Genomic DNA, 13,534 nt, shown 5'->3' on the forward strand with positions numbered 1-13,534 from the left:
GTCTAGTCCACAATTGAAACAGTGCGACGCAGGACCAACCGCAGAACCACCAAAGCTTCCGCCCTCCCCGCACAGGAGGACGGACGGAGGAACCGGAGCTCTCTGCCCTGACTGCCCCGGCTCCTCAACCTTCGGCCGGTACCGGGACCGCACACCCCGCGGCCGATATTGCTCCGGGCTGCGGTGCCGGGAGGGTTGAGGGTCCCTCTCAGGCGCCGCGGCCCGCGGGTGTTCCGAGCCGCTTTCCAAGCCGCCTCTCAAGCCGCTTTTCGGCCAGGTACATACCGCCAGGTACGCTCCACACGTGCCCTCCATGAACGAACTGGTCCGCCAGCACACCGCCCTCGACGACTCCGACCTCGAGTGGCTCCATCTGCTGGTCTCGGAGTGGCAGCTGCTCTCCGACCTCTCCTTCGCCGACCTGGTGCTCTGGGTGCCCACCCGCGACGGCACGCGCTATGTCTCGGTGGCCCAGATGCGGCCCAACACCGGCCCCACTTCCTACCAGGACGACATGGTCGGCCACCTCGTCCCGCGCGGCCGCCGCCCCATGCTGGACGCGGCCCACGACGAGGGCCGGATCGTGCGCGAGGGCGACCCCGAGTGGCGCGAGGAGGTCCCGGTCCGGGTCGAGTCCATTCCGGTACGACGTGAAGGGCGAGTCCTCGGCGTCATCGCCCGCAACACCAACCTGCTCACCGTGCGCACCCCGAGCCGCCTGGAGCTGACGTATCTCCAGAGCGCCTCGGACCTCGCGCAGATGATCGCGGCCGGCTCCTTCCCGTTCGCGAACCAGCAGATGGACATGGACGCCGCCCCGCGCGTCGGCGACGGCCTGATCCGCCTCGACGCGGACGGCATCGTCCAGTACGCCTCCCCGAACGCGCTGTCCGCGTACCACCGCATGGGCCTCGCCTCCGACCTGGTCGGCCACCACCTCGGCCGGACCACCGCCGAACTCGCCCCCACCCGTGGGCCGGTGGACGAGGCGCTCGCCAAGGTCGCCAGCGGCTGGGCGCCCCGCGAGTTCGAGATCGAGGCGCACGACGGGGTCATCCAGTTCCGCGCGATCCCGCTCAAACCCAAGGGCACGCGCATCGGTTCGCTGGTCCTGCTCCGGGACGTCACCGAACTGCGCCGCCGCGAGCGCGAGTTGATCACCAAGGACGCGACCATCCGGGAGATCCACCACCGGGTGAAGAACAACCTCCAGACGGTCGCGGCGCTACTGCGCCTGCAGGCCCGGCGCATCGAGTCCGACCGGGGGCGGGAAGCGCTCGAAGAGGCGGTACGACGGGTCGGCTCGATCGCGATCGTGCACGAGACGCTCTCCCAGAACCTGGACGAGCGCGTCGAGTTCGACGAGATCGCCGACCGGGTGCTGGCGATGGTGGCCGAGATCTCGCCGGGCAAGGTCACCGGCCGCCGCACCGGCCGCTTCGGCATCCTCGACGCCGAGGTCGCCACCCCGCTCTCCATGGTCCTCACGGAGATCCTCCAGAACGCCCTCGAACACGGCTTCCGCGAGGGCGACACCGGCACGGTCGAGGTGTCGGCCGTCCGCGGCGGCACCACCAAGGAGGCCCGCCTCCTGGTCACCGTCCAGGACGACGGCGTCGGCCTGCCCGAGGGCTTCGACCCGCGCACCGCGGGCAACCTGGGGCTGCAGATCGTACGGACCCTGGTGGAAGGCGAGTTGGGCGGTACGTTCGACATGGTGCCGGCGCCCGAGCGGGGGACCCGGGTGATCCTGGACGTACCGGTGCGGGCCAACAAGTAGCACAGCCAAGTGCACAGCAAAGAGCCCCGGATCCGAAGATCCGGGGCCGATCGCTCGTTGCTGCTCTATTGCTAGGCGCACCGGGGGTTACTGCGCGCTGCGGCTCGGGGGCGGGAGATGCGTACTCGCTGTACGCGCCGCCAAGCTCAGGCTGTGCGGGGCGGGTGTTGTCAGGCGGAGGCCTGACGGGCCCGGTTGCGGGCGGCGCGGCGCTTCATGGCGCGGCGCTCGTCCTCGCTGAGACCACCCCAGACGCCGGAGTCCTGGCCGGACTCGAGCGCCCACTGCAGACACTGATCCATGACGGGGCAGCGACGGCAGACGGCCTTGGCTTCCTCGATCTGCAGCAGCGCAGGACCGGTGTTGCCGATGGGGAAGAAGAGCTCGGGGTCTTCCTCGCGGCAAACGGCGTTGTGACGCCAGTCCATGGCTGCTACCTCTCCTTGGTATTACGTGCAGGTTGCTTGTGAATGTGAACGCTTTCACGAATCCCTCAACAAGTGAAGGGCCGAGCGCCAGGTTCCCTGGCGAGGTCCTGTGGTTTGAAGAGGGGTTCCGGTGGTCTGTGGACGCTGGTGTTGCGGGCTGTCCCGACCGCCACGTAGAGACTCGCAAACCTCAGCGGCGGATACAACCCCTTCCGGAAAGTTTTTTTTGATTCCTCGGTGTCGACTAGGTCACAGCCGTACTTCCATGGGGTGGATCCTGGCCTAAACGTTCGAGTGAAAGGACTTTAGCCCCTTCTGCTCACACAATCACACGCAGTGCACGGCGTACGCCTGTGAACGTCACGCTCGTACGCAGCCCGAGGTGGTCGCCGTCCATCTGAAGGGGCAGAGGCACCTTCGAATGCAAGGTGAACTGGTCCAGGTCGTGCAGGGTCACAGCGTGCTTGCCGTGGACCCCGCGCTCGGGGGACGAAGTGAGCAATTGCGTGGAATACCGGGCGGCCGTGAGGGTCGACATCCGGCTGAGACCGACTACGTCGAGCCCGGTATCGAACGAAGCCTTAGGTGCCGCGTACACCGGACGATTGCCCAGATACGTCCACGGCGAGGTGTTGCAGATTATGGACAGCACCAGATCCGTGAGCGGTTCCTCGCCGGGCCGCTCCAGCGTGATCGTGCCGTGCCGGCGGTTGGGCTCCTGAAGGAACTGCCGTGCGACCTGGCGCAGGTAAAGGGCGTGCGTGGATTTCTTGCCCTGCTCGCGCTGCTGCTCGACCCGTCCGACCACGCCCGCGTCGAAGCCGAGCCCCGCGCAGAAGGTGAACCAGCGGGCCGGCACCGCCTCGTCCTCGGTGCCCGGCGTGCCCGCGGCGATGCCCATACCGACGGTGCGCTCACTGCCCTCGCGCAGGGCGTCCAGCAGGGCGCCGGTCGCCTCGACGGAGTCGTTGGGCAGGCCCAGGGCGCGGGCGAAGACGTTGGTGGAGCCGCCGGGGACCACCGCGAGACGGGGCAGGCCGTCGGGGTTGGGGCCGGCGTGCAGCAGGCCGTTGACCACCTCGTTGACCGTGCCGTCGCCGCCGAGGGCGACCACCAGGTCGATGTCGTCGCTCTCCGCGGCCTGCCGGCCCAGGTCACGCGCGTGGCCGCGGTACTCGGTGGTGACCGCCTCGAGTTTCATCTCGCTCGCGAGCGCGTGGATCAGCACATCGCGCCTACGTGCGCTTGTGGTGGTTGCCGCCGGGTTGACCACGAGAAGTGCACGCATGAGTTGCAGCGTACCTACTGGGTGGTACTGGGCACAGGCCGAGGTAGGGATCAGGTAAGAGGAGGACGCGTGAGTCTCGCCACGGGCGGCCGGCTCAACCTCGCCGCACGGGTGCGCGTCCCCCGGGGACACCCGGGCGGCGGCCGGTGCCCCCAGGGCTACCCTTCAGGGGTGACCAGTGAGAAGACCCACGCCACCGAGGAAGCCACCGGCCCCCGCCCGCGCCGACTGACGTACGCGGCCGCGCTCGCCGCGCTGGAGGGGATCGCGCTGATCGTCGGCGGGATCTGGATGCTCGTGGAGGGTCTCGCGGGCGACCCGGACGACCGCGGGTCCGCGGTGACCGGCGGGATCACGCTGATCGTGCTCGCCCTGCTGCCGCTGCTGGCGGCGCGTGGGCTGCTCGGGCGCAGGAGCTGGAGCCGGGGCCCGGCGGTCATCACGCAGATCATGGCGCTGCCTGTGGCCTACAACCTGCTTCAGGCCGACAGCGTGGCGATCCCGGCCGGGATCGCGCTGGCGGTCGTCGCCGTCGCTTCCCTGGTACTGCTGGTCAACCCGGCCACGACCCAGGCCCTCGGCATCAGGGGCCCGGGCCGCGCGCAGGACGGCGAGCAGTAGGCCTACTCCTCCACGAGGAGCTTCTCCCGGAGCTGGGCCAGGGTGCGGGCCAGCAGGCGGGAGACGTGCATCTGGGAGATGCCGACCTCCTGCGCGATCTGGGACTGGGTCATGTTGCCGAAGAAGCGGAGGAGAAGGATCCGCTTCTCTCGGGGAGGCAGGTCCTCCAGCAGCGGCTTGAGCGACTCGCGGTACTCGACGCCCTCGAGGGCCTCGTCCTCCGCGCCCAGGGTGTCCGCGACGGCCGGGGACTCGTCGTCGGTGTCGGGGACGTCCAGGGACAGCGTGGAGTAGGCGTTGGCCGACTCCAGGCCCTCCAGGACCTCCTCCTCCGAGATCGCCAGCTTCTCGGCGAGTTCGTGGACCGTGGGGGAGCGGCCGTGCTGCTGGGAGAGCTCCGCGGTCGCCGTGGTGAGCGCGAGGCGCAGCTCCTGGAGCCGGCGCGGCACGCGGACCGCCCAGCCCTTGTCGCGGAAGTGGCGCTTGATCTCGCCGACGACCGTCGGGGTCGCGTACGTCGAGAACTCGACACCGCGGTCCGGGTCGAAGCGGTCGACCGACTTGATCAGGCCGATGGTGGCGACCTGGGTGAGGTCGTCCAGCGGCTCGCCGCGGTTGCGGAAGCGGCGCGCGAGGTGCTCGACGAGCGGCAGGTGCATACGGACCAGCTTGTTGCGCAGTTCCGCGTACTCGGCGGTGCCGTCCTTCAGTCCGCGCAGCTCGACGAACATCGCCCGCGCTCCGCTGCGGTCCTGTGGGTCGTGCTGGGTGGCCTGCTGCAGGGTCTGCGTGCCCTGCTGGTCGTCTCGCTCGTGCTCGCTCATCGTCCCGCCCGTTGTCCTTCGCCGAGCCTTCGCCTCCGGTCGGAGCGGGGAGAACCCGTTCCGCCCGTCCAGGGGCGTGCTCGGCGCGGCACCTTCCCGATCCCGCCGTCCGTCCTCCGGGAAGCCGGCCGCCGCACTGCCGTCGGCGTCGTCCTCCGGATGCGGCCGGGCCTGCTCGGGGATGCCGTCGATGCCGTCCCCTGTGCGTCGGGACCCGCCTGTGCCCTCGGCCGGCAGCTCCCGTGTGCCGCGCTCTTCGTCACGCACCGGCCCGTCCCCTGTCCTCACGCCGGCCCGGGTCCCGCGCCGCGCTGTTTGTAGAGGCTGATCGAAACGGTTTTGTCCTTGTCCACGGCGGAGGAGACCTTGCCCGCGAGGGCGGACAGGACGGTCCAGGCGAAGGTGTCCCGCGAGGGGGCGTGACCGTCCGTGGTCGGGGCCGAGACGGTCACCTCGAGAGAGTCGTCGACGAGCCGGAAGACACAGCTGAGCACCGAGCCGGGCACGGCCTGCTGGAGCAGGATCGCGCAGGCCTCGTCCACCGCGATGCGCAGGTCCTCGATCTCGTCGAGGGTGAAGTCCAAACGGGCCGCGAGGCCGGCCGTGGCCGTACGCAGCACCGACAGGTAGGCACCCGCGGCCGGCAGCCGGACTTCCACGAAGTCCTGGGTCGCGGGCTCGCCTGCGATCTGGGACACCCTCACCTCCAAGGTGGTACAAGCTTTTCGGGGCCGAGGGTCGCCCCCCGGGGTAACGCGAAGTGTGGTTCAGCGGTGACGCTATCGCGCTCTCAACTTTCCTGTCCCCGGGACCCCGACCCCTTGCCGTCACTCACAGTAAACCTGTGGACACGCTCCGTGTCTAGGGGTCTGCGGCTCCAATTGGGAAGAACGCGCGCCGGGTTGACGTACCCAGACGTCAGACGGTCGAACCGTCCGGATCGCGGGCCGTCCCCGGTCCTCCAGGGTCACACAAGTACGTGGTCGACAAAGCACCAACGCCAGTTCTCGCCGGGCTCGTGCGTGCGCATGATCGGGTGGCCCGAGTCCTTGTGGTGCTCCGTGGCGTGCCGGCCCGGCGAGGAGTCGCAGCAGCCGACGTGGCCGCAGGTGAGGCACAGCCGCAGCTGGACCGGGTGTGTGCCGTCCCGCAGACACTCGGGGCAGGTCTCGCTCCGCGGCTCGGGATCCGGGAGCGGCAGCGCGTCGGCGTGCGTGCACTGTTTCATGATTGCCAGGTTACGACGGGCGCGCGGATGGCCGCGCGGAAAAACAGAGGGCGGGCGTACGACGATGAGCGAGGGCGGGCGAGGTTCATGGACGTGATGCCACTGCTGTTGCTGGTGGCGGGCAGCGCGGCGATCGCCGCGGCCGCCCGGCGCACCCCGGTGCCGGCCCCGCTGTGGCTGGTCGCGGCCGGCCTTGTGGTGTCGTACATCCCGGGGGTGCCCGACTACACGCTCGACCCGGACATCGTGCTGCCGCTGGTGCTGCCGCCGCTGCTGCACAAGGAGGCCGTCGAGAGCTCGTACCTCGACCTGCGGGCCACCATGCGGCCGGTGGCGCTGCTGTCCGTGGGATACGTGCTCTTCGCGACCTTCGCGGTCGGCTGGGCGGCCTATCTGATCGTCCCGGAGCTGCCGTTGCCCGCCGCTCTGGTGCTGGGCGCGGTGGTGGCGCCGACGGACGCGGTGGCGGCCGCGGCGGTCGCCCGCCGGGTCGGACTGCCCTCCCGGATCACCACGATCCTCCAGGGCGAGTCCCTCCTGAACGACGCGACCGCGATCACCGCCTACCGGGTCGCCGTTGCGGCCGCGGTCGGCGAGGGCGCCTCCTGGATCGGCGGGGTCGGCGAGTTCCTGCTGGCGGCCGTCGGCGGTGTCGTCGTCGGCCTGGTGCTGATGCTGCCGATCCACTGGCTGCGCACGCACGTGAAGGAGGCCCTCTTCCAGAACACCATGTCGCTGCTGATCCCGTTCGTCGCCTACGCGGTCGCCGAGCAGGTGCACGCCTCCGGTGTCCTCGCCGTCGTGGTCGTCGCCCTCTACATCGGACACCGCAACTGGGAGGTCGACTTCGCCACCCGCCTCCAGGAGGAGGCCGTCTGGAAGATGGTCGCCTTCGTCCTGGAGTCCGCGGTGTTCGCGCTGATCGGCCTGCAACTGCCGATCGTGCTCAGAGGCCTTGGGGAGTACGAGGGTGTCGACGCCGCCTGGTACGCGTTCGCGATCTTCGTGGTGGTCGTCGCGGCCAGGTTCCTGTGGGTCTACCCGGGGACGTTCGTTCCCCGTCTCCTCTCCTCCCGCATCAGGGAGCGCGAGGAGAACCCCACCTGGAGAGGCCCGATCGTCACCTCCTGGGCCGCGATGCGGGGCGTGGTCTCCCTGGCGATCGCGTTCTCGATCCCGCTCACGGTGGACGGCGGCGGCGACTTCCCGCAGCGCAACCTCATCCTCTTCCTGACCTTCACGACGGTCATCGGCACCCTGGTGGTGCAGGGCCTCACCCTGGCCCCGCTGATCCGCCTGGTGAAGTTCCCCGCCAAGGACGCCCAGGCCGAGACCCTCGCGGAGGCCAACGCCCAGGCCCAGGCCTCCCGGGTCGCCGAACAGCGCCTGGACGAACTCCTCACCGACGAACGCAACACTCTCCCCCCGCCCCTCGCCGACCGCCTCCGCGACGTCCTGGAACGCCGCCGCAACGCCGTCTGGGAACGCCTCGGCCAGACCAACCCGGTCACCGGCGAATCCGTCGACGACACCTACCGCCGTCTGTCCCGCGAGATGATCGGCGCGGAACGAGCGATGTTCGTACGCCTCCGGGACGGCCGCTACATCGACGACGAGATGCTGCGAACCCTGCTGCGGAGGCTGGACCTCGAGGAGGCGGCGGCTTACCGGGAGACGGCGTAGGGGTGGTGTTCGGGTCACGGCCACCAGGTGAGTACGTCGTCCGTGGCGTCGAAGACGGCATGCGGGGTGCCGATTTGGTCGGCGTAGCGGCCGAGGACCGTCTCGGCGACGGGCAGCAGGAGGGCCGGGTCGGCCCAGGGCGCACAGCGGCGGAACAGCCGGGCGAAGCGGAGCAAGCCGTCGTGGCCGTCTCCGCAGTCCGCGCGGAGGTAGGCAGGGCTGAGCGGGCGGGGGTCGTCCGTCAGGAGCAGGTCGTCGACCCAGGCGGGGGTGAACTGGTCCACGAAACCGGAGGGCAGGGTGCCATATCCGTTCCTGGCGGAGGGACGGCTCAGTTCGATGAGCTGGGCGGCCACTTCACGGCGGCTCGGCTCGGCGAGGGCGGGCAGGAGTGCGGATCGCGCATGGCTGGTGCTGCGGTTCTGTGGTGCCTTGAGTGCCTCTGCGACCAAGCGGTCCCGGTCCGCGCCCAGATACTCGTGAACGGCCGCCACGGCATGCGTGAGCACTCCCTCGTAGCGGGACTCGCGCGCGGTCCGCACGGAGTCGATCGCGACCTGGGCCCGCTGTTCGGTCGGCAGGAACTTCACCAGCTGGGGCAGCGCGTAGACGCTTTCATCGGGTGGCATCTCTCGTAGATCGGCCAGTACGAGTCCGAGCTGTCGAGGAGTGAGCGAGGCCGCGATCCTGATCATGGCGTCGGCGCGATCCAGGGCTCTGGGGCGCCTCCTTGCCAGGTCGAGGGCGCGTTCCAGGTTCTCTTGGTCCAGGTGGGGCGACAGCCGGGAGAGCGTGTCGGATACGAAGGATCTCGTCTCGATGCCTTCGAGGGCCTTGGTCATCAGTTCCTGGGGAAACAGCCCTGGGAAGCTCTTCGACCTGTGATGCATGAGCAGGGGGATCGTGGTCCAGGCGGTGAACGCCCTGTGGATCACGGACGCCCGGGTGTCCCCATCGAGGTGGCCGACCAGCAGGTCGAGGACCTGTAGCTCATCCTCCGGTGAGGGGAGGTCCTCGGCGTGCCGTAGTGCCTCGGCGGCGAAGTCCTTACGCTGCCCCTCGGGCAGCAACGGGAGCAGGCCGGCGAGCGCCAGAGCCCGGTCCTGTCCGGCCGGTGCGCTGTGGACGAGACCGACGAGGAAGTCGCGGGCCAAGGTTCGCCGGTCCGGCGGCAGCAAGGCGGCGAGGCCCGCCAGTCGCTCCACGCGTGCGTGCACATCGCGGAGCCGGACACGGCGCAGCGCTTCGCGCAGTTGAGCCGCGGTCAGCCACTGAGCAAGCTGATCAAGCGTCGCGTATCGCAGAGCCGGTTCGCTCAGCAGGCGGGAGAGTTCGGCCTGTCTTTGCCCCTCCTCCATGTGCGGCAGCAACGCGATGATCGCGTTGGTCTGCGCGGGGCCCCGCGGCAGGGAGCGGACCATCGTCGACGCTTCCTCGAAGAGGGCCTGTCGTCGAGCCTTCGGAGCGTACGGAAGCAGGGAGGCAAGCAACTGCGGGCCATGATTGGCGAATTCGCTGGTACGAGCTGTTTCCAGCGCCTCCTGCCAGGCCGCGTCCCGTAGCTCCCCTTCGAGATTTGACAGCAGTTCCCCGAACGCTGTGACGAAAGCGCCGGCAGTCAGGTTGTTCCTGATGACCGCGAGCGCATCCGAAACCGCTGCGGCCTGCTCTGCGGACGTCAGCCAGGGCATTGCGCGGCGCACTGTGGTCGCGATGGCTTGCGGGAAGATGATTCCGTGCGGCGGAGACGTGGCGGCCCGCCAAGCCGACCGAGCCACTGCCGACCGCCGTTCGGGAGGCAGGTGTTCGATGAGTTCGCCCGTGAATTCGGCCCGCGTGCGCGCGTCGAGGAAATCATTCTGTTCCAGTTCCTGGAAAAGCTCCTCGGCGAGAGCAGCACGCCTCTCGGCAGGCAGGATCGGAAGTACCATCGCCGGCGATTCGACCTGGAAATCGAACAGCCGGAAGCGCGTGATTCTCGCTGTCTCCCGCGTCGCTCGCAACGCCTCCTCCGCCAGCTCGTCCCGAAGCCCCGCCCCAACATGCGGATGCAGCGCCAGCAGCGCCCGTGCCTTCTGGAACGGATCGCTGGCCCGCCGGGCGTGCGCCAGCCCCCGCTCCAGCCCCCACACCCCTGTCGCCACCAGCCGCTCCAGCAGCCGGGGCTGGATCTGGTCCGTGAGGTTCCTGATGCTCGCCCGCATCCATGCGTAGCGCAGCTCGTGCACGAAAGACGGGGCCGGACGGCGGTGTTGGAGTGCCTCCTCCGTGGCCTGTTCCGCCGCTTGCTGAGCGCGCGACAGGTCGTCCAGATAGGCATCCGTGGTGCCGGCGTGGTCGTGGGCCGTGAACCAGATGTTCTCGGCTGCGTACGACCCCCTGTCCACCTCGGCCGTGAGCAGGCCGTGCAGCCGCTCTGGGGATTGTGCCGCCAGCAGGTGGGTGGACAGATGGCGCAGGGCGTAGCCGCCGTCGAGGCCGCCCAGGGAGGGATCCTCGGCCAGCAGGGGCAGCGCGGCGTCCAGACCGCCGTAGGCGTCCAGGTAGTGGTCCGAGATACGGCCGTGCGCGGCGGTCGTGCGGGCCCTCAGCCCGGCGGCCAGCGCGAGCAGGCGGTCCTGGGCCGCCGCGTCGGCCGGCGGTTCGCCGCCGAAGAACTCCCGTGCGCTGGCGTGGTACAGCTCGTACGAACGGGCGGGAGTCGACCACGTGCTCAGGAACGGGCGCAGGGGCCCGTCGCACCATCTGCGCACGGAACCGGTGTCCTCCACGGCGGACAGCCGTGCCAGCGTCTCCGGCCCCAGGGCCTCCCCGGCCGCCACGAGCGTCGACAGCAGCCTGGCGCCGACGCTCTCCCAGTCGGGGTCGCGTCGCCAGCGCGCCACCTCCTCCGCGTAGTACGCCGACAGCCCGGCAGGGAGTTCGTCGAGGTCGCCGACGCCCTGGCGGCCGGTGGCGATCTGCCGCAGCACGTACCGGAGGTAGACCCAGATCCCGCCCGTCCGCTCGACGAGGGACCGCACCACCGCCCCGCGGTCCGTGCCGGCCCCGTCGAGGCGCGCGCGTATCTCCGGGTCGCCCAGGGCGCGCTCCAGGTAAGCGCGAATGTCGTCGATGTTGTGCGCGTCCGACCGGTCGATGCGCAGGACGGAGGAGTCGGGCGGCAGGGCGTGGTCGCTTCCCGTGCGGTACGTGCCGATCACGCGCACCCCGTGCGGCAGGACCGGCGGCAGGCCCAGGGGAGGCCGTCGTCCGTGCACTCGGCCTCGTCCGCGCCGTCCACGACGATGACGAGCGGGCGGTCGAAATCCGTCGCACGTGAGCTCGCGGCGGTGAGCACGGCCTCGAAGCCGCTGGGGGTGTGCACCCACTCGGGCAGCATGCCGCCGGGTGCGAACTCGTCCAGGCCGTACGCGCAGATCAGCTGGCCGGCGATGTTCTGCAGCGCCACGCGCGCGGACGCGCCCTGTGCGTGCCGTGCGAAGTGGGAGAACCACCCGCGCTCGCGCACCAGCCAGGCCGCCAGTGCAGTCTTGCCCAGGCCGGCCTCGGACTCGATCCACAAGTAACCCGAGCCGTCCCGCCCGAACCACTCGTCGATCTCGGCGATCAGCCACTCCCGGCCGGTGAACGAGTCGAGCGACACCGCGTTGAAGATGCCGAGCGGGCTCTTGACCGCCACGGCCAGCGGGGTCGCCGGGCCCGCGAAGACGGGGTTGGTCATGACCGGGCCGTGAGCGTCACCGCCGATCGCGACGGCCGCCTGGCCGCCGGCTTGGGTGCTCCTGGACGGCTCCATGCTCCATCCACCCCCCATGTCTCACTTCGGCCTGGCACTTTAACAACGGCCGCGGACAAGGCAGGTTGACCGGCTGTCAGACCGTAAAGGGCCGCCCGGTGATGACGGCCGCGATCGTCGTCCCGCGCGGGAACGCGCCCTCGTCCGCGAGGGCGACGAGTCCGTAAAGCAACTTGGCGACATACAGGCGCTCCACCTCCACCCCGTGACGGTCCTCGAAATCGTCGGCGAAGGAGGTGAGTTCGGCGGGTACGCGCGCGTAGCCGCCGAAATGGAAGCGGTCGTCCAGGGTCCAGTCGCCGCTCGGGGCGCCGAAGGCCTGGTTCTGCAGAGCCCTTATGTCGGCGGTCAGGAAGCCGCCCTTGAGGACCGGTATCCCCAGGGCGCGCTGTCCAGCGGCGAGGCCCGCGGCCAGGCCCGCGAGGGTGCCGCCGGTGCCGCAGGCCAGGGCGACGACATCGGCCTGCCCGCGCAGTTCCTCGCCCAGGGCCCGGCAGCCGCGTACCGCCTCCGCGTTGCTGCCGCCCTCCGGGACGACGTGCGCGTCCTCCGTGCCGGTCTCGCGCAGCACGCGCGCGAGGACGTCCGGTTCGGTCTTGCGGCGGTACGTCGACCTGTCGACGAAGTGCAGTCGCATGCCGTCGGCGGCGCACCGGGCGAGGGAGGGGTTGAGGGGACGGTCGGCGAGTTCCTGGCCGCGCACCACGCCGACCGTGGGCAGGCCGAGGAGGCGGCCCGCGGCGGCGGTGGCGCGCAGGTGGTTGGAGTAGGCGCCGCCGAAGGTCAGGACCGTACGGCCGTCCGCGGCGGCCAGGTTGGGCGCGAGCTTGCGCCACTTGTTGCCGATCAGGTCCGGGTGGATGAGGTCGTCGCGCTTGAGGAGGAGGCGGAGGCCGTGGCGGGCGAAGCGGTCGTCCGGCACTTCCTGCAAGGGGGAGGGGAGGCGGGGGCGCAGGGTGTCGAGGACGGTCACGGGTCCATTGTCGCCTCGTACGTCATTTCAGGCGGTCCGGGAACCCTTCGTCACCTCGGCGGTCCGGGAGCCCCTCACTTCAGGCGGTCCCGGACCCGCTCGCGCAGCCACGCCATCGTGAAGCCGCGCGGGTCCACCTTGCCCGGCTGCCACTCCAGGTGCCCGATCACCGAGCGTTCCGTCCAGCCGTGGTGCCGGCACACTGCGGCCGCCGCCTTCTCGATCGCCGCCAACTGGGCCTCGGGCCACGGGTCCTCGCCGTCGCCGAGGTTCTCGCACTCGAAGCCGTAGAAGTGGCGGTTGCCGTCGGTGTTCGCCTCGTTGTCCGGTGGCAGTGCCTTCTCGGCGATCACCGCGCGCAGCACGTCGTCGTCGCCGAGGCCCGCGTGGTTGGCGCGGCCGTAGCCGACCAGGTGGACGGTGCCGTCCTTGGTGATCACGCCGTGGCAGAGCGGGCCGGGCAGGCCCGGGTAGCCGTCGCGGCAGATGTCGACGGTGCGGTCGGCGCCGCTGGTCACCGTGTGGTGGATCATGACCCCGTGCACCGGGCCCCAGGGCCCCTTGTGGTTGCGGTTGTGATGCTCCCAGTCGCCGACCTCGACGACGGTGAGTCCCTCCGCCCTGAGACCGTCCAGGAAACTGCCCGCGGGCATGGGTGAGGCCATGACCGGCTCCTTCGCACCGTGCCGACGGCCGCCCGACGCGACCGTCCGTGCCGGGAGTTGTACCGAAAGTAAGCAGTCGGTCACACATTGTCGTCGGCGGGAGCGAGCGGATCCGGCCACCGCGGACCCGGCTCCCGCCCGCTGGACGTTCGACGGAAATCGCGCATCTGCCCCGTCCCGCCGTGATCCATTCCCGCTCTTTCGGGTAATAGCACCGGCACGCTCCGTGATGGAAGGGTTGTCCG

12 protein-coding genes are annotated in these 13,534 nt (G+C 70.2%); 3 read left to right on the forward strand and 9 right to left on the reverse strand.

Annotation, left to right across the window (positions count from 1 at the left end):
* Positions 1-313 precede the first annotated feature (313 nt).
* A complete protein-coding gene (locus tag MQP27_RS18075) occupies positions 314-1,780 on the forward strand; it encodes a sensor histidine kinase (protein WP_242766537.1) in 1,467 nt (488 codons plus the stop codon).
* 170 nt (positions 1,781-1,950) lie between these two features.
* On the opposite strand, the gene MQP27_RS18080 is transcribed toward MQP27_RS18075, so the two are convergent.
* Both MQP27_RS18080 and MQP27_RS18085 read right to left on the reverse strand, forming a co-directional pair.
* Entirely contained in the window at positions 1,951-2,208 is a 258-nt protein-coding gene (locus MQP27_RS18080) for a WhiB family transcriptional regulator (protein WP_006142322.1), read from the reverse strand.
* A 319-nt stretch (positions 2,209-2,527) separates the two neighbouring features.
* The gene (locus MQP27_RS18085; RefSeq protein WP_242766221.1) at positions 2,528-3,496 is read right to left on the reverse strand and encodes a diacylglycerol/lipid kinase family protein; all 969 of its coding nucleotides are present in this window, start codon (positions 3,494-3,496) and stop codon (positions 2,528-2,530) included.
* Between the two features lie 171 nt (positions 3,497-3,667).
* Between MQP27_RS18085 and MQP27_RS18090 the strand changes: the two genes are divergently transcribed.
* A complete protein-coding gene (locus tag MQP27_RS18090) occupies positions 3,668-4,117 on the forward strand; it encodes a hypothetical protein (protein ID WP_242766222.1) in 450 nt (149 codons plus the stop codon).
* A 2-nt stretch (positions 4,118-4,119) separates the two neighbouring features.
* Here MQP27_RS18090 and MQP27_RS18095 read toward each other — a convergent pair whose 3' ends face one another.
* The 3 genes from MQP27_RS18095 to MQP27_RS18105 form a co-directional block, all read right to left on the reverse strand.
* A complete protein-coding gene (locus tag MQP27_RS18095) occupies positions 4,120-5,208 on the reverse strand; it encodes an RNA polymerase sigma factor SigF (protein WP_372511222.1) in 1,089 nt (362 codons plus the stop codon).
* A 17-nt stretch (positions 5,209-5,225) separates the two neighbouring features.
* Positions 5,226-5,639, reverse strand: a complete 414-nt coding sequence (locus MQP27_RS18100) for an ATP-binding protein (protein ID WP_003992877.1) — start codon at positions 5,637-5,639, stop codon at positions 5,226-5,228.
* A gap of 269 nt (positions 5,640-5,908) precedes the next feature.
* Positions 5,909-6,169 carry a UBP-type zinc finger domain-containing protein gene (locus MQP27_RS18105; RefSeq protein WP_242766224.1) on the reverse strand — a complete coding sequence of 87 codons (261 nt, stop codon included), beginning with the start codon at positions 6,167-6,169 and terminating at the stop codon, positions 5,909-5,911.
* A gap of 87 nt (positions 6,170-6,256) precedes the next feature.
* Here MQP27_RS18105 and MQP27_RS18110 point away from each other — a divergent pair, with 87 nt between their 5' ends.
* A complete protein-coding gene (locus tag MQP27_RS18110; RefSeq protein WP_242766225.1) occupies positions 6,257-7,852 on the forward strand; it encodes a Na+/H+ antiporter in 1,596 nt (531 codons plus the stop codon).
* A 14-nt stretch (positions 7,853-7,866) separates the two neighbouring features.
* On the opposite strand, the gene MQP27_RS18115 is transcribed toward MQP27_RS18110, so the two are convergent.
* The 4 genes from MQP27_RS18115 to MQP27_RS18130 form a co-directional block, all read right to left on the reverse strand.
* Positions 7,867-11,055 (reverse strand): hypothetical protein, encoded by a 3,189-nt coding sequence (locus tag MQP27_RS18115; protein ID WP_242766226.1) that lies wholly within the window; start codon positions 11,053-11,055, stop codon positions 7,867-7,869.
* On the reverse strand, positions 11,052-11,651 hold the full coding sequence (locus tag MQP27_RS18120) for an ATP-binding protein (RefSeq protein WP_242766227.1): 600 nt from the start codon (positions 11,649-11,651) through the stop codon (positions 11,052-11,054). The genes MQP27_RS18115 and MQP27_RS18120 overlap by 4 nt, the downstream gene beginning before the upstream one ends.
* A 76-nt stretch (positions 11,652-11,727) precedes the next feature.
* A complete protein-coding gene (locus MQP27_RS18125; RefSeq protein ID WP_242766228.1) occupies positions 11,728-12,624 on the reverse strand; it encodes a 1-aminocyclopropane-1-carboxylate deaminase/D-cysteine desulfhydrase in 897 nt (298 codons plus the stop codon).
* A gap of 74 nt (positions 12,625-12,698) precedes the next feature.
* Complete coding sequence (locus tag MQP27_RS18130) at positions 12,699-13,289, reverse strand: N-acetylmuramoyl-L-alanine amidase (RefSeq protein WP_242766229.1); 591 nt, start codon at positions 13,287-13,289, stop codon at positions 12,699-12,701.
* Positions 13,290-13,534 lie beyond the last annotated feature (245 nt).

The organism is Streptomyces cylindrosporus (genome assembly GCF_022698165.1).
GTDB classification, from domain to species: Bacteria; Actinomycetota; Actinomycetes; order Streptomycetales; family Streptomycetaceae; genus Streptomyces; species Streptomyces cylindrosporus.